Raw genomic sequence first — 21448 nt, 5'->3', positions numbered from 1 at the left:
GCCGCCCCTGTCTACCCCTTCCTGCGCAGGCCCGTGGCCCGGATCCGCCTACTTCGCCGTCTTCGCGGCCATTACCTCGTCGGCGATCTGGCGCGGCACTTCCGCATAGTGCTTGAACTCCATGGTGTACGTGGCGCGGCCCTGCGTGAGCGAACGCAGCGACGTCGAATAGCCGAACATTTCGGAGAGAGGCACCTCGGCGCGCACAATCTTGCCACCGCCGCCCGCAATGTCGTCCATCCCCTGGACCATGCCGCGGCGAGATGACAGATCCCCCATGACGTTGCCCATGAAGTCCTCCGGCGTTTCGACCTCGACGTGCATCATGGGCTCCAGCAGCACGGGCTTGGCCCGCCGCATGGCTTCCTTGAACGCCATGGAACCGGCCATGCGGAAGGCGTTTTCGTTGGAGTCCACGTCGTGGTAGGAACCGAAGGTCAGGGTGACCTTGACATCGACGACCGGATAGCCGGCCAGGATGCCGGACTTCAGGGTGTCCTGGATGCCCTTGTCCACCGCGGGAATGTATTCGCGCGGGATGACGCCGCCCTTGATGGCATCGACGAACTCGTAGCCCTTGCCTGCCTCGTTCGGCTCCAGCGTGATGACGGCGTGGCCGTACTGGCCTCGGCCACCCGACTGCTTGACGAACTTGCCCTCGACATCGCTTGCCTTGGCGCGCACGGTCTCACGATACGCGACCTGGGGCTTGCCTACGGTGGCCTCCACCCCGAATTCGCGCTTCATGCGGTCGATCAGGATTTCCAGGTGCAGCTCACCCATGCCGGAAATGATGGTCTGGCCAGACTCTTCATCGGTGTGCACCCGGAAGGACGGGTCTTCCTGCGCCAGGCGATTCAGGGCCACCCCCATCTTCTCCTGGTCGACCTGGGTCTTGGGCTCGACGGCCTGGGAAATGACCGGCTCGGGGAAAATCATTCTTTCCAGGACGATGGGCTGCGAGACGTCGCACAGGGTATCGCCGGTGGTGACGTCCTTCAGGCCCACCGCAGCGGCAATGTCGCCGGCGCGCACTTCCTTGATCTCCTTGCGCTCGTTGGCGTGCATCTGCAGGATGCGGCCCAGGCGCTCCTTCTTGCCTTTGCTGGAGACGAAGATCGTATCGCCGGAGTTGACCACGCCGGAGTACACCCGGAAGAAAACCAGTTGGCCGACGAAGGGGTCGGTCATGATCTTGAAGGCCAGCGCGGAGAATTTTTCGTCGTCGGCGGGATGACGCTCGACTTCCTTGTCCTGTTCGTCGTGGCCCATGATGGCGGGTACGTCGACCGGCGACGGCAGGTAGTCGATGACGGCGTCCAGCATGGCCTGCACGCCTTTGTTCTTGAAGGCGCTGCCACACAGCATGGGGACGATCTCGTTGGCGATGGTCCGCGTGCGCAGCCCCTTCTTGATTTCTTCCTCGGTCAGGGTTTCGCCGCCCAGGTATTTGTCCAGCAGTTCTTCATTGGCCTCGGCCGCGGCCTCCACCATTTTGTCGTGCCATTCCTGCGCCAGCTCGCGCAACTCGGCCGGGATGTCGACGTATTGGAAGGTCAGGCCCTGGTCGGCCTCATTCCAGATGATGGCCTGCATCTTGACCAGGTCGATGACGCCCTGGAAGTGGTCTTCGGCGCCGACAGGTATCTGCACGGGCACCGCGACGCCTTTGAGACGTTCGCCGATCTGGCGCTGCACGCGGAAGAAATCCGCGCCGACGCGGTCCATCTTGTTGACGAAGGCGATACGGGGAACGCCGTACTTGTTGGCCTGGCGCCAGACCGTTTCGGACTGCGGCTGTACGCCGCCGACGGAGTCATAGACCATGCAGGCGCCATCGAGCACCCGCATGGAGCGTTCGACTTCGATGGTAAAGTCCACGTGGCCCGGGGTATCGATGATGTTGATGCGGTGCTCGGGGTAGTTGCCGGCCATGCCGCGCCAGAAGGCGGTGGTGGCGGCCGACGTGATGGTAATGCCGCGTTCCTGCTCCTGCTCCATCCAGTCCATGGTCGCAGCGCCGTCGTGCACTTCGCCGATTTTGTGGTTCACCCCGGTATAGAAAAGAATGCGCTCGGTGGTCGTCGTCTTGCCGGCGTCGATGTGCGCGCTGATACCGATGTTGCGGTAGTTTTCGATAGGGGTCTTGCGAGGCACGATGGTTCTCCAAGGATGGGCCGTCCCGGCGCAGCGCGGGGGACCGGCATCGGCGGCGCACGACGCGCACGCGCGGATATCCGCCCGCTATCTTCGCCTTGCGCTGGGCAAAGCGCAAGCGACGGCAAGCTGAACCAATTGAGGCGGGACCAGGAATTTTCAAGATCCCGTCCCTGATTTTTTGAAGGCCTGTCGAAGCTGGCGGAACGGCGGCAAGGCCTGCACCGGCGGAAGCGCCGGACAAGTACCGTGGTGGCGGCCGCGGCAGCGCCGCGCCAGCAGGGTCCGCCCGGATGCAAGTAGAATGGCCCCTCCGGCAGGCGCCTCGGCCCCTTCGCCGGACGCGCCATCACCTCGCTGTCCTCCCATGTCCAACACGCAAGAAATCCGTCCCGGCCAATCCATTGAGCTGCTCAAGGAACTGCACATCCTGACGCGCGACGGCAAGATGAACCAGGACAGCCGGCGCAAGCTCAAACAGGTCTACCACCTCTTCCAGTTCATCGAGCCGCTGCTCAAGAGCCTGAAGGAGGACGGCCGCGACATACGCCTGGTGGACCATGGCGCCGGCAAGTCATACCTCGGCTTCATCCTGTACGACCTGTTCTTCAAGGATCTGGGGGATGGTTCGCATATCTTCGGCATCGAGACCCGGGAAGCCCTCGTACAGCATTCGCTCGAACTGGCGCAACGGCTGGGCTTCGCCGAGGGCATGAGTTTTCTGAACCTGTCCGTGGCGGAAGCGATCGACGCGGAGGAACTGCCGGCGGCCGTGGACATCGTTACCGCCCTGCATGCCTGCGATACGGCTACCGATGACGCGATCCGTTTCGCCCTGCGCAAGCAGGCGCGCTACATCGTGGTCGTGCCTTGCTGCCAGGCGGAGGTGGCAGCCGCATTGCGCCGGAACAAGCGCAAAGTGATGGGCGATCCCTTGTCGGAGATCTGGCGCCATCCCTTGCACACGCGCGAGTTCGGCAGCCAGGTGACGAATGTGCTGCGCTGCCTGCAACTGGAGGCGCACGGCTACCAGGTCAGCGTGACGGAACTCGTCGGCTGGGAACACTCGATGAAAAACGAGTTGATCATCGCGCAGTACAAGAACCTCCCACGCCGCCGCGCGGCGGAACGGCTCGAGGCCATGCTCGGCCGCATTGGACTCGACGAATTACGAACGCGCTTCTTCGCCCCCGAAGCGGATACCGCGATGGCCGTGGAAGATTGACTCCACACGACTTTCGCCGCGATTCACCGGACACCCGGTGGCGCCGGCGCCCGGCGTTCCCCGCACACACAGGTCCTTCCGCGCGCGTCAAGCGGACGAGTCGGTAAACAGCCTGCGCCATCCCGCCTGCCCCAGCCGCCGCAGCGTTTCCTGGTTGCGCTCGTAGATGCCTTCCGGATCGGGATACGCCTGGATGGCGCGCGCGATGCTGTCTTCACGCAGCAGATGCAGGATGGGATACGGCGACCGGTTGGTGTAGTTCTCGATATCGTCCGGTTCGCTATCGGCAAACTGGTATTCCGGATGGAAGCTGGCGATCTGGAAGACGCCGCGCAGCCGCAAGCGCTTGATGGAGCGGTCTGCCAGCGCCAGGAAGTCGTTGTATGTCTGGAAGTCCTGCAAAGCCATGGGCAGGATCAGCAAGGTCGTATCCAACCGTGCCGCATCCGCGTCCGCCAGCAGGCGCAATTCGGATTCCAGGTCCGCGACGACCCCCAGCGGGTCGGTCGCGTCGCTGACGGCATAGCGGATCTGGCCCTTGACGTGCACGCTCTTGGCAAAAGGGCACAGGTTCAAGCCTATGACGGCCCGAGTAAGCCACGCCTGAGTGGCGGTGATGGCCTGCCGGGCAATTTCCCCGTCCGTGATCATGGCCGACGCTCCGGCAGCGTGCCCGGCCTTACGCCGCCGGCATCGCCGCGATGGTTTGGGCGACGGCGGCCGTCAATTTCTTGCCGTAGGGAACGTGCAGGAATTCGTTGGGACCGTGGGCATTCGACTTGGGACCGAGCACCCCGCACACCATGAACTGCGCCTTGGGGAAACCTTGCTGCAAGGTATTCATCAGCGGGATCGTGCCGCCCTGCCCGATATAGCCGCAGGGCGCGCCGTAATACTGCTGCGAGGCGGCGTCCAGGGCGGCGGTCAGCCAGGGCTGGGTGGCCGGCGCATTCCAGCCGGTCGCCTGGCCTTCGCTAGGCTTGAACAAGACCTTGGCGTTGTACGGTGCGTCGCCCTCCAGCAGGGTTTTCAGTTCCTGCGCGGCCACGACGGCATCGACCAAAGGCGGCAACCGCAGCGACAGCTTGAACGCGGTGCGGGGACGCAGGACGTTACCCGCGTTGGAAAGCGGCGGCAGCCCATCCGCGCCGGTAACCGACAAGGTCGGGCGCCAGGTACGATTCAGCAGCGCCTCTTCCGGCTCGGTGGTCATGGGCAGCACGAAGCCGCCGTCCGCACCACAGCTCCAGGGAAAACGCCGCCACACTTCATCACCCAGGATCTTCGCCGTGGCGCGCACCTGCTCGATGCGCTCGGCCGGGATCTCGCAATGGAAGCTTTGCGGCAGCAGCCGGCCGGTTGCGCTGTCCTCCAGACGGTCGAGCAAATGGCGCAGGATACGGAAGCTGGACGGAACCACGCCGCTGGAGTCACCGGAATGCACGCCTTCGTCCAGGACCTGCACTTCCAAAGTTCCGGACACCATGCCGCGCAACGACGTGGTCATCCATAGCTGGTCGTAGTTGCCAGCGCCGGAATCCAGGCACACCACCAAGGCGACGTTGCCCAGGCGATGCCGCAGGGCGTCGACATAAGGCAGCAGGTCGTAGCTGCCGGACTCCTCGCAAGTTTCGACGATACCGACGCAGCGAGGCCGCGGGATGCCCTGCTTGTCCAGGGCCAGGATCGCCGTCAGGGAAGCATAGATGGCGTAGCCGTCGTCGGCGCCGCCTCGGCCGTAAAGCTTGCCGTCCTCGTACTTGGGCGTCCAGGGTCCCAGGCCGGGCCGCCAGCCGGAAAACTCCGGTTGCTTGTCCAGGTGGCCATACAAGAGCACGGTGTCGCCGTTATCGCTGCGCGTGGACGGCGCATCGAAGAAGATGACCGGCGTGCGCCCCGGCAGGCGCACCACTTCCAGCGTCAGGCCGCCGACCTTCTGCGCCTCCACCCATTGGGCCGCGTCGCGCACCACCCGGTCGATATAGGCGTTGGCCTCCCATTCGGCATCGAAAGCCGGGCTCTTGGCCGGGATGGCGATGTAATCGGTCAATGCCGGCAGTATCTCCTGATCCCATTTCTGGTCGACGTAGGCCTGCAGCACCTGCGGATCCAGGGGACCGGGAAGCGCGGATTCTGGGACACGAGCGTTCATGGAGATTCCTTGGTGCCGGCGGAAAACGTTATTGTAGGACGCCCGCCGCACGCCCACCATCCCGGCGCACCGACCCGGCGCGCGTTTCAGCCAGGTGTCATGACAGAAACGGCGCCATCACGAGACGGCAACGGAATGGCGTACTGCAAGCGCCCTACTTCATCCAGGCGCGCGCATTGCGGAACGCGCGCATCCAGGGGCTGAAGGCGCCGCCGCTGTCACGATCACCCCACTTTTCCGGCGCCCAGGACATCATCACGTTGCGCGTGACGCGCTCCGGATGCGGCATGATGGCGGTGAAGCGCCCGTCCGCCGTGGTGACGGCCGCGATGCCGTCCGGGCTGCCGTTCGGGTTGAACGGATAGGTTTCGGTTGCCGTGCCGCGATGGTCGACATAGCGCACTGCCGCGATGACCTGCGACGGGTCGCCCTGCCGCGCGAAATTTGCATAGCCCTCGCCATGCGCGACGGCCACCGGCACGCGGGTGCCCTGCATGCCGGCGAAGAAAATGGATGGCGTATCGGCGATCTGGACCAGCGCCAGGCGCGCTTCGTACTTCTCGGAAACGTTGCGCGTAAAGCGCGGCCAGGCCTGGGCACCCGGGATCATGCTCGCCAAGGCGGCGAACATCTGCGCGCCATTGCAGACGCCCAGCCCGAAGGTGTCGGGGCGCGCAAAGAAGGCGGCGAAACGATCGGCCAGTTGGCTGTTGAAGCGGATGGTACGGGCCCAGCCTTCGCCAGCGCCCAGTACATCGCCGTAGCTGAACCCGCCAACGGCGACCATGCCGTGCATCCCTTGCAGGTCCGCACGGCCGGCCAGCAGGTCCGTCATGTGCACGTCCACCGCCTCGAAGCCTGCGGTGTCGAACGCCCAGGCCATCTCGACCTGGCTGTTGCACCCCTGCTCCCGCAGGATCGCCACCCGCGGCCGCTTGCCGGTGGCGATGTAAGGCGCCGCCACATCTTCCTGCGGATCGAAGGTCACGACGGGGGACAGGCCCGGGTCCGCCTTGTCCGCCCATGTATCGAGCTCGGCCTGGGCGCAGGCGGGGTTGTCCCGGCGCGCCATGATGCGGTAGCTGACTTCGCTCCATGCGCGGCCCAGTTCGGCACGCGGCTGGCTCCAGATTTTGCGGCCGTCGCGGTAGAACTCGACGTCGTCGCTATCGTTCAATCCGCCGATCACATGGGCAAACTTGGACAATCCCGCGCCGCGCAACACCTGCATGACGGCATCGCGCTGCGCCGCCGGCACCTGGATGACGGCGCCCGCCTCTTCCGAGAACAGTGCCTTCAAGGTCAATTCCTCCCGCTGCACGGCCACCTGATCCGGGCGGATTTTGTAGTCTCCCCAATCGGCCGAATTGGCGTCGAAGGTCAGCATGTCCAGGTTGACCGAGACACCGGTGTGCCCGGCGAACGCCATTTCGCAGATCGTGGCGAACAGGCCCCCATCGGAACGATCGTGGTAGGCCAGCAGCGTGCCGGCTTCGGCCAGCGTACGAATGGTGATGAAGAATGCGCGCAGGTCCTGCGGCACGTCGATGTCGGGGACCGTGGTGCCCACCTGGTTGTAGGCCTGTGCCAGGATCGATCCACCCATGCGATGCTGACCGCGACCCAGGTCGACCAGTATGAGCACGCTGTCGCCCGCATCGGTGCGCAACTGCGGCGTCAGGCTGCGTCGCGCGTCGGCGACGGGGGCAAAAGCGGTCACGATCAAGGACACCGGGGCCACGACCTGGCGCTGCTCGCCGTCCTGCGCCCAGGAGGTCCTCATGGACAAGGAATCCTTGCCCACGGGAATCGACAAGCCCACCGCCTGGCATAGCGTACTGACTGCCGACACGGTGTCGTACAGGGCCGCATCCTGCCCCGCCACGCCGCAGGCGGCCATCCAGTTGGCCGACAGCTTGATGTGTTCGACCTGCTGCACATCGGCCGCCGCCAGATTCGTCAGCGCTTCGGCGACCGCCATGCGGCCGGAAGCCGGCGCGTCGATCATCGCGATCGGCGTGCGTTCACCCATGGCCATGGCTTCGCCACGGAAACCTTCGTAGTCGGCCAGCGTCACCGCGCAATCGGCCACGGGAACCTGCCACGGTCCGACCATCTGGTCGCGCGCCGACAGGCCGCCCACGGTGCGATCGCCAATGGTAATCAGGAAGGACTTGTTGGCGACGGTGGGATGGCGCAGCACGCGGTAGGCCGCTTCGGTGAGGTCTATGCCGGCCAGGTCCAGCGGCTCGGCCGCACCGGGCAGGCGCTTCACGTCGCGCGTCATGCGGGGGGGCTTGCCCAGGATCACGTCGATCGGCACGTCGACCGGCCGCACCGGGCCAGCCGCTTCGCCCGGGACGTCGAGGCCAGGCAGCCCTTCGCCCTGCACCACACGCAGTTGGCGCTCTTCCGTCGCCACGCCGACCACCGCATAAGGGCAGCGTTCGCGGCGGGCGATAGCGTCGAAGCGCGCCAGGTCGTCCGGCATGACGGCCAGGACATAGCGCTCCTGCGATTCGTTGCTCCAGATCTCGGCCGGCGACATGCCGGATTCCTCCACCGGCACACGCTTGAGATCGAAAACCGCGCCGCGCCCGGCATCGTTCACCAGCTCGGGAAAGGCATTGGACAGGCCGCCTGCGCCGACGTCATGGATGGCCAGGATGGGGTTGTCCTCGCCTTGCTGCCAGCAGCGGTCGATCACTTCCTGCGCGCGCCGCTCGATTTCCGGATTGCCGCGCTGGACCGAATCGAAGTCCAGGTCCGCGCTGTTGCTGCCCACGCCCATGCTGGAGGCGGCGCCGCCGCCCATGCCGATACGCAGGCCCGGACCGCCCAGTTGGATCAGCAAGGCGCCAGGCGGGATTCTTTCCTTATGCGTCAGGCCCGCGTCGATGCTGCCCAGCCCACCCGCGATCATGATGGGCTTGTGGTAGCCCCAGCGCGTACCGCCTGCGGTCTGCTCGAATGCGCGGAAATAACCCAGCAGGTTCGGCCGTCCGAACTCGTTGTTGAAGGCGGCGCCGCCGATCGGCCCGTCGATCATGATGGACAGCGGCGTGGCGATGCGGTCGGGCAAGCCGTGATGATCGGCTTCCCACGGTTGCGGCGCGTCGTCGAAGCGCAGGTGCGACACGGTGAACCCCGTGAGTCCCGCCTTGGGCTTGGAGCCGCGCCCGGTGGCGCCTTCGTCACGGATCTCGCCGCCGGCACCGGTGGATGCCCCTGGGAAGGGCGCGATGGCAGTGGGGTGATTATGGGTCTCCACCTTCATCAAGGTATGGACCGTCGCGTCGCGGCGCTTGTAGGTCAGGGCGTCGTTCCCGGCCCCCGCCACCCCTGCATGGAAACGCTGCGCCGGCCCGCCTTCCATGATGGCGGCGTTGTCGGAATATGCGACAACCGTGCCGCCCGGCTGCGCGGCATGCGTGGCCCGGATCATCCCGAACAGCGTCTGGTCCTGCGGCTGCCCGTCGATGACCCACTGGGCATTGAAAATCTTGTGCCGGCAGTGCTCGCTGTTGGCCTGCGCGAACATCATCAGTTCGACATCCGTCGGATCGCGCTCCAGGCGGGCGAAGGCCTCGGCCAGATAGTCGATCTCGTCGTCGGACAGGGCCAGGCCCAGGCTGGTATTGGCCTCGGCCAGCGCCCCGCGGCCCTGGGCCAGCACGGGCACCGTACGCATCGGCCTGCCTTCCACCGGCGCGAAAAGCGCCTGGCCTTCGAAGTCCGCGTCCACCACGGTTTCGGTCATGCGGTCATGCAGGCAATCCGCCGCGCGCGCCAGCATGGCGTCGTCGAAGGACTTGGCGCCCAACAAGCCGCGCTCGGGCACCAGCAGGTAGCGGACGCCCCGCTCGACCCGCCGCACGTCGGCAAAGCCGCAGTTGCGGGCGATATCGGTGGCCTTGCTCGCCCAGGGCGAAATCGTGCCCAGGCGCGGGATGACGCGCAGCACCAGGGCCTTGGCGGGTTCGGCGCCCTCGTACGGAGCGCCGTAGTCCAGCAGTTCCGCCAGACGGCGCTGGTCTTCCGGGGCCAGCGCCGCATCGCACAGCACGAAATGCTCGTAACGGGCCGAGATATCGGCCACCGGCAGCCCCGCCTGCTTCAGTTGGGCGAGCAGGCGCTCGCGGCGGAAAGTAGACAGGACGGAGGAACCGGGAAGGTACTGAACGATGGACACGATGGGCGCCGTAGGGAGGAGGGCAAAAACGGAATTTTACCTGCTACGGCGCACTTGACTGCGAGGACGGATCGAGCGGCCCGGCGTGGCCCGCCGCTCAGGGATAGCGGACCTCGAGTATCTCCAGGGTCTCAACGCCCCCAGGGGTGCGCAAGGTCACCGTATCGCCTTCGCGTGACTTGATCAGCGCCCGCGCCACGGGGGAAATCCAGCTGATCTTGCCGGCCAGTGGCTCGGCTTCGTCCACGCCGACGATGGTCACCTGATGTTCTTCGCCGGCGCTGTCCAGGTAAAGCACGGTGGCCCCGAAGAACACCTGGTCGCGATTGGGCTGTGCGGCGGGATCGACCACCTCGGCGATGTCGAGCCTGCGCGTCAGAAAGCGCATGCGGCGGTCGATCTCGCGCAAGCGCTTCTTGCCGTAGAGGTAATCGCCGTTCTCGGATCGGTCGCCGTTGGACGCCGCCCACGAAACGACCTGCACGACGGCGGGGCGCTCGACGTTCATCAGTTGCGTCAGCTCGTCGCGCAGCCGCCCGTAGCCTTCCGGCGTGATGTAGTTGCGGGTACCGGGCGGCAAGGCCTGCGCATGGGGAATATCGTCGTCTTCGTCCTGTTCGGACTCTTTCACAAAGGCTTTGTTCATAACGTGACTCGGATGGGAACCGCGGGAAGTGCCGCCGCAGCACGTGCAGGCGGCGCCCCGGTCAGAACCAGTCGTGCCAGACGGGCCGCAGATCGGCCGGCAAGGGAGGCAGCCGCCCCAGATCGACACGGCTTTCGCTGGGGCTGTGGAAGTCCGAACCGCGCGAAGCGAGAAAGCCGTGCTCGCGCGCGACGTCGGCATAACGCCGGCACTCCTCCGACGTATGGCTGCCGGTCGTGACTTCGATCCCTTCCCCGCCCAGCGCCTTGAACTCGTCGAACAAGGCGGAAAACTGTATGCGCGTGTATTTGTATCGCCCGGGATGGGCGATGACGGCGCGCCCGCCCGCCTCGTGTATCCAGCCGACCGCCTCGGCCAAGGTGGCCCACTGGATCGCCACCTGCCCGGGCCGGTCGTCACCCAGGTATTTGGTAAAGACGGTCTGCACATCCGGGCAGAAGCCCGCTTCCACCAGATAGCGAGCGAAATGGGTGCGGCTGATGAGCTCCGGGTTTCCGGCGAAAGGCAAGGCGCCCTCGAAGGCGCCGGGCATACCCATGTCGGCCAGACGCTCTCCTATCCGGCGAGCACGATCCGCCCGCCCGGCACGCGTACGGCGCAACCCTTCGCGCAACACGGCATGCTCCGCATCGAAGCCCAGCCCCACGATATGCACGGTCTGGGCGGCCCAGGTAACGGAGATCTCAACACCGGTCACGAAGCGCAGCCCGACATCCGCGGCTGCGGCGGCCGCCTCGGCCAACCCGCTTACTTCATCGTGGTCGGTAAGCGCCCAGACGTCCACGCCGTTCGCGCGCGCGCGCGCCGCCACATCGGCGGGCGACAACACGCCGTCGGAAACGGTGGAATGGCAATGCAAATCGACGTTGGAATATCGGGGAATGGGCATGGGCCTATTGTAGGCCGAGTAGGCCGAGTAGGCCGACACGCCGGCACCGCCACCTCGTCGTCACCCCGCACCCAGCAGGAACCCGGCCACGGGCTCGACTTGCGCCTCGCTCATAAGCGTAGGCGCATGGCCGACGTCCGGCACTTCTACCAGGCGCGCCCGCGGATTCCGGCGAGTCATCTCCTGGGCCGAGGCGCTGCTCAGCAGATCCGAGCGGGCGCCTCGCATCAGCAGGATGGGACAATCGATCGCCTCGTACGACTGCCATAGAAGCTGCTCTCCAGCCGCCAGCGTCCCATCATCCTGCACCGCAAAGGGCGCAGCCAAGCCCAGGTCGTAGTGCTTGACCCAGCGCTCGCCCCGCTGCCTGAAAACGTGCCGCGCAAGATCGCGCCACTGCTCATCCGTATGGACGCCGAAGTCGGCGGACACCTGGCGCAAATACATCACCGCGTCCTCGAAGCTGCTGAACTCCAGCTCCTGGCCCACGTATTGCCCGATACGAGCCAGCGCGGCGGACTGCAAGCGCGGCCCGACATCGTTCAGCACCAGCTTGTCGACACGCAAGGCCGTATCGGGCAGTCGGGCGGCGCCGCGGCTCTGTACAGCGCGCATACGCGTGGACAACACCGCGGAACCGGCCAGGACGATGCCGATCAGGCCGCCCATCGACGAGCCCACCCAGTGCAGCGTGCGCGGCCGCAGCCGGGCGATCAGGGACACCATATCGCCGACATATTGCGGAACGGTATAAAACGCGGGGTTTAGCAACCAGTCCGAAGCGCCGCGCCCCACCACGTCCGGGCACACGACGCGGTATTCGCCCGCCAAGCGCTGGGCCAGGGTGTCGAAGTCCCGCCCGGTGCGGGTCAGGCCATGCACGCAGAGCAGGACGCGGTCGTTATCGGGATCGCCCCACTCCCAGTACGCCATACGGTGCAGGCCTGCGGGGCTCGCGCAGGTAACGTAGTCGAGACGCGGGTTCGGCATGGGGACTCCAACAATGCACCTGATACGGGACGGGCCGGCGCGGCCTATCTTATAGCAGGTCCATGGCAATCTCCCTTTTCCCGCGGCGCTCAGGAGTCGCGACGCCATGCGGTCATGACGAACCGCCGGCCCCATAGCCTGAGCTCGGGGTGGCCATCTATTGCCGAGTCATATCAATAGCCACTTCTAGCATCGCCGAAAAATAGTAGTTTGAATCCTTGCGATGCGTCATGGTCACAAGGTATATCTCGCCCAAAGGCTTGATGCCGTAGCCCACAACTGCGTCGGCGAATGTGCCAGGCGCCGTTTTAGTCGCATAGTGCCCCTGGTCTATCATCGACTGGGTCACGGTTCCCGCGAAGTCTTGCAACTGCAGAGGCACCACGTCCTTGAGCGTTGCGTCCACGCTGTTGGCAACCCCACACATGAAAGAGTCGCCCACCTGGGCATGCGCGGTGTGGGATGCCGATGGATCCCTTAGCAGCAAGTCGATATATATCCCATTCTCGTCTGCCCGTACGCTGATCGTGCTGGCTCCCAGTACGGGCGCGGGGTAGACAACGGGCTGCAAGTTCTGGCTGGCGCCTTGAGTGTTGTGCTCGCTCATGCATCGTCTCCAGATGGGTGAGGTGCAACACCGGAACGGATAACCGGTATCCCATAAGCGAACACTAGTCTGGAACGACGGCGCGAGCGTTTAGGTTACCGCCGCCCATTTTGAAATGACGTCCAGTCTGTGATAGCCCTATCTACGCCCTGCTTCGGGCAGCTCATGCATCGGCGGCCGCTCATGGCGGCCGTTGGCGGTAGTTTCCCTAAAGGGCCGCTACCGTCGCGCGCCACGTGGCGGTCCTGCGCGCGCCTTATCGGTCAGACGCCCTGGAACGGCTGATTGTCAGGATCACCGAAGGCGACGTCATGGCCTGTGCCGGAATGGTCGATGCCGGCTTCCACCTGTGCGCGGCTGACGCCGCTATCGGCCTGGGCGACAAAAGGCTGGTTGTCGACATCCTGATTGCCCGTCACGCCGGCCGCACGAGCCTGTTGCAGTTCGGCGACGACTTGCGCGCGGCTCAGGCCGGTGTCTGCCTGGCCGTACACGCCCTGGAAAGGCACGTTGTCGGAATCGCCACGCGGCGTGCCGGCTTGTGCGGCGCCGATGGCGGCGAAAGAAAGGATCAATGCGGTGGCAATGGATGCGGTCTTCATGGCAATACTCCTAGATCTTGATTACGTTGAACGGGTCCTTACCGCGGAGCCTGTGGAATCGATTGGAGCCGCGGCTTTCTTCCCCCGATGCGTTGCATTGTGCGCCGCAACTAACTAGGGATAAACCCTAGGTAGCGGAATTCATTGTTCCAACAGCGCCAGTAATCCACCCACCAACCGCAAATTTCAATCGGAATCAACATCATCACAGTGTGAGTCCCCGAGGTGCCGGTCCAGGAGCCAGGCAGGGGGTTGCATCGCGCGGCCCCCTTCCGGGCCTTTACGGTGCTTCCCCGACAGCGCTTGCGCGCCACGGCGACGCGTCTCGCTAGGGGGCAGGCGGAGCATGCCAATAGCGGCGTGCACGCTCGCGCTGCACCCCCACGGCCAGTCCGGCTGCCGCCGATTGCGCGATGACGGCCCCATGTTGGTCAGTGCGCCAGAACGTCGTGCCCGCGCGACGCCAGCGCCGTTGCACAGAAGAGGCGGGATGTTTGAAGCGATTGGCGTACCCCACCTGGGCAACGACATGCCGAGCCGCGGCCGCCCGCACCAGGACCTCGCTGGATGACGTGGCGGATCCGTGATGCGGCGCGATCACGACATCGACGGGCGATGGCAAGGCCCCTGCGAAGGTACGCTCCTCGGCAATGCCGACGTCTCCCGGCAACAATGCGGCGTGATAGCGCCCCATCACCAGCAGGACGCAACCGCCAGCATTCGACTGACCTTTGCCGCCGCGAGTCACCCCGCTGTGGCGCGCGGCCTGCCGCCGTGGCGCCGGAGCGCCAAGCGTGGATCCGGTTTTTGCACCGCCGTCGTCCTGCCAGGTCGGGGCAACCGCTGGTGGATGCAGGAAGCGGAAACCCACGCCGTCCACGTCCCAGGACTGGCCCGCCTCGCAGCGCCTCGAGACGCCAGGGCTGGGTGGAGGACGTTCCTGGCCACGCATGTTGGCATCGCGCCGCAGCCGGGACTCCACATCGAACGGGGCATATGCCACGTCCACCGGTATCGCGCGCAACAGGCTGTCCAGGCCACCCGCATGGTCCTGGTCGCCGTGCGAGACGACCAAGGTGTCGATGCGGCGGACGCCACGGGCACGCAGGTACGGCCATACGACTCGCTGCGCGCCATCGCTGCCGTTCCGGTGCATCGGCCCCGCATCGAAGACCAGCGTCCGGGTCGCCGTTTCGACGACGACACCCCCGCCCTGCCCCACATCCAGGACGGTCATTCGCCACGCGCCTTCGTCCGGGCGCGCGGGTCGCCAGCACAGGGCGGGCAAAAGCAGCAGCCACGCCCAGCGGCGCGAGGCCATGCCGGGTGGCTGCAAGGCCCACCCCAGGCCACCGAACGCCAAGGCCAACAGCACGGACGGTGCCGCCGCCACGTCCCACACGGCCCAGTTCCGCTCGGCCAACCACGCCGCCCAACGCATCGCCCATCCGAATGCATCGTGTGCCACCCCGCCAGCGAACGCTGCCCAATCGTGGGCATAGGGAATTGCGCAAAGGGCCGCGCAGAGCAACGCCAACGGCGTCACCACGAAACTGACCAATGGAATGGCCACCGCATTGGCGATCGGCGAGGCCAGCGAGACCTGCTGTGTCAGGAACGCCAGCAGCGGCGTCAAACTCAGCGTTACGACACATTGGAGGCGTCCGGCATGAGAAAGGCGCCGCCAGGCTGCGCGCCAGAAGCCATCGTCCGCCTGCGGGCGCAGCTGTGCGGCACGGCTCCAGGCCAGTACCGCGGCCACCGCACCGAAGGACAGCCAGAATCCCGGCGCCATCGTGGCCCATGGATCGAATGCGATCACCACTGTCGCGGTGAGCAGCAAGGTGCCCGATGTCGAGAGCCGCACGCGCGCCAACGCCGCGGTTCCGGCCACGGCCAACGTGAAAAATGTGCGGCGCGCGGGGATACCCCAACCCGCCAATAGGCAATAGCAAAACGCTACGCCCAGCGCGGCGAGAATCCCGGCCAATTGGGCCGGCCACAGCTCGGCCAGACCGCTCCCACGCCAGCGAAGGCGGCGCCATAGCCAGGACACCACGGTGCCGGCGAAGCCGGCGACGAGCGTGACATGCAGCCCGCTGATAGACACCAGGTGGGTGATCCCGGTCGCATTGAACACGCGCCAGTCGTCACGCGCCACGGCCGCCTGGTCGCCCAACGCCAGCGCGATCACCACCGCGCCGTACCGCGCCTGGCCCAGCGCCCGTTCCATGCCTTTGCGCAACATATGGCGGACGCGATGCACCGCGATGAAGCCGGGACGCCAGCCTTCGTCATCGAGCAGTTTCGGTCTGCCTCGAACGGCGCCCGTGGCGCGGATGTTGTTGCGGAACATGCGGGCCTCGCCATCCGCGGCGTGGGGATTCTGCAAAGCGTGCGGGCGCTTCAGCACCACGGCCATACGCCATCGTTGACCGGGGATCACGGCTGCGGGAATGCCCCCGCCTCTTTCCATCGGTATAGGCCAGGAAACATGGATACGGGTCGGCACGCCGGCCCGGTCGGCGTCCATGACGTCGGCATCGAAACGGATAGCATCCGGGGCGTACTGCGCCAGCGAGGCCACGCGCAGCGTGATACGCGAGACCTGGTTCTCAAGACTCGCGGATAAGGCATCATCCAGCCGCGCCTGCCCCCGCTCAATGGCATAGCCGGCTCCAACGCATGCGGCGCCAATACAGCACGTGACCCCGGCCAACGCCCTGGCGGGCGGGCGCCAGTGGACAATGAGCAGCCACAGCGCAGCTGTCGCGAGCAGGACCACGCGGCCGGGAGCGGCAGGCAAATCTGCAAGGGTCTGGACTGCTGCCGCCCCCACGATGAATGCCGCCATGGCCAGCCGAGCCCTCATACCGTCCTCCCTAGGCCTGCCTATGCTATCGACGGGGAGCCCACGGCGTCGGACGGGAGAGAGGAAAACAACACGGCGTATGCCGGTTGCGGCACCGGCGGAACCATGGCGTCCAATGCAACGGCCCCGCTCGCGCGGGGCCGCATTACGACATCAACGGTATGTCAGGACCTGGCCAGGATATCTCTAGGAAACATTGAAACGCACGGTGCACCTCGACGTTTCAACGCTACCTACAAATTGTCGCGCGACCGCAGCATACGTGCCGCTCGAAAGCAGCGATCCCGTCAGGACCCAATGTCCTGTTTCGTCGCACGCCGTAGGTGGGAAAACGAGGTGACGCGGACGGTCCTCCGGGATGACTTGCAGGCGCACCATGGCGCCTGGCTGGCCCGTTCCCGTGAAACGCACCTTGCCCGCAGGCACGGACTCGTTCGGTTTCGGCAAATCAATGCGTACCTCATCGAGCCTTGGCTGAAGCGGGAGAACGGTGCCGTCGATGCCGCTCGTTGTATAGACGGTATGTGTTTTCTGATCCACCGCTATCCATTTGGTAGATCTCCTACCGACACCGATCCGTCCACCTTGCCAATATCCGCCCGGAAGATCACCACCCTTCCGCGCCGTTGAGCCGATTCGTCCGAACCGGCTACGTACAGGATCTGAAATCCCTCATCGACCGCCATGGCCGCCATATTCAACCCACCGTGGTCGATCGCGCCTATGTCGACGGTATTGGTAGGAGTGAACAGGGTCGTGATCTTCCTGTCGTTATTCGAGATATACAAATAGCGGTTGACCTTATCCAGCACCATGACGGAAGGCGCGTAACCGACTGCGATCGGATCGACTTCGGGATCCGGTGAATTCGTACTTATCGGGATGACATATCCCGCGTTCGACGAATCGCTGACAACATAGAGCACATAAAGCGTGTCATTGGCCTCGTCGATCTCGATGTCCTGAGGATTGACCGAAAGCACGATAGGTGAGTCGGGAGTCTGCTGGCCGCTCTTTGGATCGATGATATATATTTTTCCTCCATAATAATCCGCCACGTACAGCAGATCTTGCTTCTGATTCAGGACGATATTTTGCGTAGCGGCGCGCGGGGAGCCTCCTTCCACGCTGACCGGCGTGCCGGCCTCATTCGTACGTGTGTCGATGGGCATAACGTAACCATCGAAACTCAAGGTATATAGCGTATGCGTCCTTTTATTCAGCACCGCCAGCTCGGGGCTATGGGCCAGCTGGATGGGGTCTCCGGGCGTACGTGTCCTGGTATTGATCGGAAGAACATTCGAGCCGTCGCTGTTGCAGACGTAGGCAGTATTGTTGTCTTCGTCCACAAGAACTCCCCACGGCGCGGATCCGGCCGCAATGGGATTTCCCGGTATCAAGTGCATCGTTTTCTGTGACGGCTGGTCGATTTCAGTCGATGGATTCGGCATAAAAACCTCATGGCGTGGTTTTGACTGGTAAGCCTCTGGACCTGCCAGTGCAACGGGGGTCCATACCGCGAGACAGCGCCCGATGGCCAAACGCAGACCGCCAAGGAAGCCATGCGGCTTCCATTGATACAGCGGCATCAGTCCAGCCATTTCCCTTCACCGGCCCAGCTCACGGCCGGCAGCCTTGCATGGGGAGATTTCGCTCAAGCCCCCGCGAACGCGGCAATCTACGGGAGGAACAGTAGATCACCCGGCCGTGCGAGCGCCTTTTAAGCAGACGCATATTGTTTTGAAGTGCGGCGCGAAGCTGTGCGCGGCCTCCACCGATGGGAATCGCCGCAAGTCCCCGGCATGGCGAAAAGGGAAACGCCAAGACACAAATGCAATGGCCCCGCTTACGCGGGGCCGGGGTACTGCATCGAGAGGACTGCCACAGCATCCCCGCCTCTCGCCGGGGCAACCATGCCGATAGCAAACCGGCATGGCCAGGACTTCCTGGTGGTATCGCATACGACCGCCGGTACAACGAGGCAGCGGCGACGGGCGGCACGACAACAACGACAACAACAACAACAACAACAACAACAACAACGGCTTCTACTGCAACTGCATTGTGTCCCGGCCGCTACGATGGCATAGCGTCCCGGCAACTGACTGTAGCGGCGTGCTGTGCGGCGCAGGGCGACTCAGCACGCCATGCTTCATTTACACGCCTTGGAACGGCTGGTTGTTGATGTCGCCGAACGCGATATCGACGCCACCGTTGGACTGGTCGATGCCCGAGGCAACTTGCGCGCGGGTCACGCCGCTATCGGCTTGCGCCACGAAGGGCTGGTTGTCGATGTCGGCGTTACCGGTCAGGCCCGCGACGCGAGCCTGTTGCAGCTCGGCGATCACCTGGTCACGGCTCGCGCCGGTGTCGGCTTGCCCGTAGACGCCTTGGAACGGCGTGTTGTTCGAATCGCCTCGGGGGGTCGCGGCTTGCGCAGCGCCGATGGCGGCGAAGGAAAGAATCAAAGCGGAAGCGATGGTCTTGGCATTCATGGCAGTACTCCTTAGTCCTGTTTAGTGACGGGCCGGGCCGCGCGGTAGATAAGTTGGGAAGGGTCGCGTGGTCCGTTGCTGTTCCCGATGTGTTGCATTCTGCGCCCTCTGAACCTAGGGATAAACCCGTATCCGCGGAAATCATCATTCCAAATATTCAGGTAATCCATCTACATCTACAGAATTACCTATGGAATTGATTTCTTCACATCATGGAGGTCCAGGCGGCGCTAGGCGGCTCAAACGCCTTGGAAGGGTTGGTTGTTCACGTCGCCGAAGGCAAGGCTGCTGGTCGTATTGCCGCTGTCGATGTCCGCGCGGATCTGCGCACGGCTCGCGCCGTTGTCGGCTTGCGCAGTGAAGGGCGCGTTGTTGATTTCAACGTTGCTCGTCAGGCCGGCGGTGCGCGCCTGTTGCAGCTCCACGATCACCTGGGCGCGGGTCGCGCCGGTGTCGGCTTGGCCGTAAACGCCCTGGAACGGCACGTTGTTCGAATCACCCCGCGGAGTCGCGGCTTGTGCGGCGCCGATGGTGGCGAAGGAAAGAATAAAAGCGGAAGCGATGGTCTTGGCATTCATGGCAGTACTCCTAGTCCTGGTTAAGTTGACGGGCCGGACAACGCGGTAAGTCGAGATGGGAAGGTTTGCGTTGTCCGTTGCTGTTCCCGATGAAACGCATTCTGCGCCGCGCTGGACTAGGGATAAACCCGCAGAACTGGATATCACTTTTTCAAGAATCCAAACAATCGTTTGGCGAAAGCAGCGTCATCCATGGCCCATACGTTGCAACCCCCGCGCGTTGCCCCACCCCGTGCGACGACGAGGAATTGGCTGCAGTGCGAGATACTGATTTCCGCTCGGAAAGGAAGGACCCGGACGCCGATTTGTCATCGTGACCAATATCGAGCCCCAAAGTAGCCACGCGCGTGCTGCAAACGGCCAGGACCGAGCGCGCGACGGCACAGGGACCGTCGGGCGGAAACGGCTCGGCCCAAACGCAACGGCCCCGCTTGCGCGGGGCCGAGGTACTGCATCGAGAGGACTGCCACAGCATCCCCGCCTCTCGCCGGGGCAACCATGCGCGGGGCGAATCCGCATGGCCAGGACTTCCTGGTCGTATCGTTGCGGCTGCCGTCGATACTATCCGACAGCAGCGGCACGCTTCGCCACAACGACAATGACCGCGAAAGCTACAACAGAAACTAGCGCTGCATCCCGCCAGTAATGCAGCGGGCGCAGCGACGATTACAACAACGACTACAGCTACGACAATAACGATAGATACAGCTACTGCGAGAACTACAACTACAACTACAACTACAACTGCAGCTACTACGACTACAAACGCGGGGTTGAAACTATCCCAGCGCGGGCGCAGGGGGACCGCTCAGTGCGATCACACCGCGCTGCACTCACACGCCTTGGAACGGCTGGTTGTCGATGTCGCCGAACGCGATGTCGACGCCACCGTTGGATTGGTCGATGCCCGAGGCGACTTGCGCGCGGGTCACGCCGCTATCGGCTTGCGCCACGAAGGGCTGGTTGTCGATGTCGGCGTTGCCGGTCAGGCCCGCGACGCGAGCCTGTTGCAGCTCGGCGATCACCTGGTCACGGCTCGCGCCGGTATCGGCTTGCCCGTAGACGCCTTGGAACGGCGTGTTGTCGGAATCACCGCGGGGCGTGCCGGCTTGGGCGGCGCCGATGGCGGCAAAGGAAAGAATCAAAGCGGAAGCGATGGTCTTGGCATTCATGGCAGTACTCCTTAGTCCTGTTTAGTGACGGGCCGGGCCGCGCGGTAGATAAATTGGGAAGGGTCGCGTGGTCCGTTGCTGTTCCCGATGTGTTGCATTCTGCGCCGTCTGGACCTAGGGATAAACCCGTATTCACGGAAATCATCATTCCAAATATTCAGGTAATCCATCTACATCTACAGAATTACCTCTGGAATCGATTTCTTCACATGATGGAGGTCCAGGCGGCGCTGAGGTGGCTCAAACACCTTGGAAGGGTTGGTTGTTCACGTCGCCGAAAGCAAGGCTGGTCGTCGTGTTGCCACGATCGATGTCGGCGCGAATCTGCGCGCGGCTCACACCGCTGTCGGCTTGCGCGGTGAAGGGCGTGTTGTTGATTTCGCTGTTGCCCGTCAGGCCGGCGGTGCGCGCTTGTTGCAGCTCGGCGATCACCTGGGCGCGGCTGCTGCCCGCGTCGGCCTGGCCATAGACGCCTTGGAACGGCACGTTATCCGAGTCGCCGCGGGGGGTGGCGGCTTGAGCGGCGCCGATGGCGGCGAAGGAAAGAACAAAAGCGGAAGCGATGGTCTTGGCATTCATGGTCGTACTCCTAGTCCTGGTTAAGTTGGCGGGTCAGACAGTGCGGTAAGTCCAGATCGGAAGGTTTGCGCTGTCTGTTGCTGTTCCCGATGAAACGCATTCTGCGCCGCACAGGACTAGGGATAAACCCTTGGAATTGGATATCACTTTTTCGTTGATTCGACTAATCGCCGGAACAATGAAGAATTAGTCAATCAATGCGATAAGTGCGAACTATCGCAACGGGCAAAGCCGCCCGCGATGCGGCGCATCACCGTTTATCGGCAATCGG

At 64.2% G+C, this 21448-nt stretch carries 17 protein-coding genes; 1 reads left to right on the top strand and 16 read right to left on the bottom strand.

Annotated features, from left to right (window positions below):
• Positions 1-48: 48 nt before the first annotated feature.
• A complete protein-coding gene (gene fusA / locus BAU07_RS10300; RefSeq protein ID WP_066657019.1) occupies positions 49-2157 on the bottom strand; it encodes an elongation factor G in 2109 nt (702 codons plus the stop codon).
• 367 nt (positions 2158-2524) lie between these two features.
• Between fusA and BAU07_RS10295 the strand changes: the two genes are divergently transcribed.
• Positions 2525-3382 carry a class I SAM-dependent methyltransferase gene (locus tag BAU07_RS10295; protein WP_066657017.1) on the top strand — a complete coding sequence of 286 codons (858 nt, stop codon included), beginning with the start codon at positions 2525-2527 and terminating at the stop codon, positions 3380-3382.
• Positions 3383-3469: 87 nt separating this feature from the next.
• Here BAU07_RS10295 and BAU07_RS10290 read toward each other — a convergent pair whose 3' ends face one another.
• The 15 genes from BAU07_RS10290 to BAU07_RS10225 form a co-directional block, all read right to left on the bottom strand.
• Positions 3470-4033: a DUF1415 domain-containing protein gene (locus BAU07_RS10290; protein WP_066657015.1), complete on the bottom strand. Its 564-nt coding sequence runs from the start codon at positions 4031-4033 to the stop codon at positions 3470-3472.
• A 28-nt stretch (positions 4034-4061) separates the two neighbouring features.
• Entirely contained in the window at positions 4062-5534 is a 1473-nt protein-coding gene (locus BAU07_RS10285) for a M20 family metallopeptidase (RefSeq protein WP_066657013.1), read from the bottom strand.
• 154 nt (positions 5535-5688) lie between these two features.
• Complete coding sequence (gene purL / locus BAU07_RS10280; RefSeq protein WP_066657011.1) at positions 5689-9726, bottom strand: phosphoribosylformylglycinamidine synthase; 4038 nt, start codon at positions 9724-9726, stop codon at positions 5689-5691.
• 97 nt (positions 9727-9823) lie between these two features.
• Complete coding sequence (greB, locus tag BAU07_RS10275; RefSeq protein ID WP_066657009.1) at positions 9824-10372, bottom strand: transcription elongation factor GreB; 549 nt, start codon at positions 10370-10372, stop codon at positions 9824-9826.
• Positions 10373-10433: 61 nt separating this feature from the next.
• Positions 10434-11282 (bottom strand): 3',5'-nucleoside bisphosphate phosphatase, encoded by an 849-nt coding sequence (locus BAU07_RS10270; RefSeq protein ID WP_066665243.1) that lies wholly within the window; start codon positions 11280-11282, stop codon positions 10434-10436.
• A 60-nt stretch (positions 11283-11342) separates the two neighbouring features.
• Positions 11343-12272 (bottom strand): alpha/beta fold hydrolase, encoded by a 930-nt coding sequence (locus BAU07_RS10265; RefSeq protein ID WP_066657005.1) that lies wholly within the window; start codon positions 12270-12272, stop codon positions 11343-11345.
• Positions 12273-12429: 157 nt separating this feature from the next.
• A complete protein-coding gene (locus BAU07_RS10260; RefSeq protein ID WP_066657003.1) occupies positions 12430-12879 on the bottom strand; it encodes a hypothetical protein in 450 nt (149 codons plus the stop codon).
• 263 nt (positions 12880-13142) lie between these two features.
• On the bottom strand, positions 13143-13481 hold the full coding sequence (locus BAU07_RS10255) for a DUF4148 domain-containing protein (RefSeq protein ID WP_066657000.1): 339 nt from the start codon (positions 13479-13481) through the stop codon (positions 13143-13145).
• Between the two features lie 328 nt (positions 13482-13809).
• A complete protein-coding gene (locus tag BAU07_RS10250; protein WP_066656994.1) occupies positions 13810-16353 on the bottom strand; it encodes a DNA internalization-related competence protein ComEC/Rec2 in 2544 nt (847 codons plus the stop codon).
• A gap of 186 nt (positions 16354-16539) precedes the next feature.
• Positions 16540-16893, bottom strand: a complete 354-nt coding sequence (locus tag BAU07_RS27120) for a hypothetical protein (RefSeq protein ID WP_157122172.1) — start codon at positions 16891-16893, stop codon at positions 16540-16542.
• A gap of 2 nt (positions 16894-16895) precedes the next feature.
• Complete coding sequence (locus BAU07_RS10245; RefSeq protein WP_157122170.1) at positions 16896-17954, bottom strand: YncE family protein; 1059 nt, start codon at positions 17952-17954, stop codon at positions 16896-16898.
• Between the two features lie 555 nt (positions 17955-18509).
• Positions 18510-18848, bottom strand: a complete 339-nt coding sequence (locus tag BAU07_RS10240; protein ID WP_066656992.1) for a DUF4148 domain-containing protein — start codon at positions 18846-18848, stop codon at positions 18510-18512.
• A 239-nt stretch (positions 18849-19087) separates the two neighbouring features.
• Positions 19088-19426, bottom strand: coding sequence for a DUF4148 domain-containing protein (locus BAU07_RS10235; RefSeq protein WP_066656986.1), 339 nt, complete (start codon positions 19424-19426; stop codon positions 19088-19090).
• Between the two features lie 833 nt (positions 19427-20259).
• Positions 20260-20598 carry a DUF4148 domain-containing protein gene (locus BAU07_RS10230; protein ID WP_066656984.1) on the bottom strand — a complete coding sequence of 113 codons (339 nt, stop codon included), beginning with the start codon at positions 20596-20598 and terminating at the stop codon, positions 20260-20262.
• Positions 20599-20838: 240 nt separating this feature from the next.
• Complete coding sequence (locus BAU07_RS10225) at positions 20839-21177, bottom strand: DUF4148 domain-containing protein (protein WP_066656982.1); 339 nt, start codon at positions 21175-21177, stop codon at positions 20839-20841.
• Between the last annotated feature and the right edge of the window lie 271 nt (positions 21178-21448).

The organism is Bordetella flabilis, assembly GCF_001676725.1.
Classification (GTDB): Bacteria; Pseudomonadota; Gammaproteobacteria; order Burkholderiales; family Burkholderiaceae_B; genus Bordetella_C; species Bordetella_C flabilis.
The sequence above is the reverse complement of the archived record's forward strand: the minus strand, read 5'-3'. Positions and strand labels throughout refer to the sequence as shown.

Coding starts and splice junctions, on each gene's coding strand:
- BAU07_RS10295 (WP_066657017.1), top strand. CDS start 2,525: ATGTCCAACACGCAAGAAATCCGTCCCGGCCAATCCATTGAGCTGCTC.
- BAU07_RS10290 (WP_066657015.1), bottom strand. CDS start 4,033: ATGATCACGGACGGGGAAATTGCCCGGCAGGCCATCACCGCCACTCAG.
- BAU07_RS10285 (WP_066657013.1), bottom strand. CDS start 5,534: ATGAACGCTCGTGTCCCAGAATCCGCGCTTCCCGGTCCCCTGGATCCG.
- greB (WP_066657009.1), bottom strand. CDS start 10,372: ATGAACAAAGCCTTTGTGAAAGAGTCCGAACAGGACGAAGACGACGAT.
- BAU07_RS10270 (WP_066665243.1), bottom strand. CDS start 11,282: ATGCCCATTCCCCGATATTCCAACGTCGATTTGCATTGCCATTCCACC.
- BAU07_RS10265 (WP_066657005.1), bottom strand. CDS start 12,272: ATGCCGAACCCGCGTCTCGACTACGTTACCTGCGCGAGCCCCGCAGGC.
- BAU07_RS10260 (WP_066657003.1), bottom strand. CDS start 12,879: ATGAGCGAGCACAACACTCAAGGCGCCAGCCAGAACTTGCAGCCCGTT.
- BAU07_RS10255 (WP_066657000.1), bottom strand. CDS start 13,481: ATGAAGACCGCATCCATTGCCACCGCATTGATCCTTTCTTTCGCCGCC.
- BAU07_RS10250 (WP_066656994.1), bottom strand. CDS start 16,353: ATGAGGGCTCGGCTGGCCATGGCGGCATTCATCGTGGGGGCGGCAGCA.
- BAU07_RS10245 (WP_157122170.1), bottom strand. CDS start 17,954: ATGGCTGGACTGATGCCGCTGTATCAATGGAAGCCGCATGGCTTCCTT.
- BAU07_RS10240 (WP_066656992.1), bottom strand. CDS start 18,848: ATGAATGCCAAGACCATCGCTTCCGCTTTGATTCTTTCCTTCGCCGCC.
- BAU07_RS10235 (WP_066656986.1), bottom strand. CDS start 19,426: ATGAATGCCAAGACCATCGCTTCCGCTTTTATTCTTTCCTTCGCCACC.
- BAU07_RS10230 (WP_066656984.1), bottom strand. CDS start 20,598: ATGAATGCCAAGACCATCGCTTCCGCTTTGATTCTTTCCTTTGCCGCC.
- BAU07_RS10225 (WP_066656982.1), bottom strand. CDS start 21,177: ATGAATGCCAAGACCATCGCTTCCGCTTTTGTTCTTTCCTTCGCCGCC.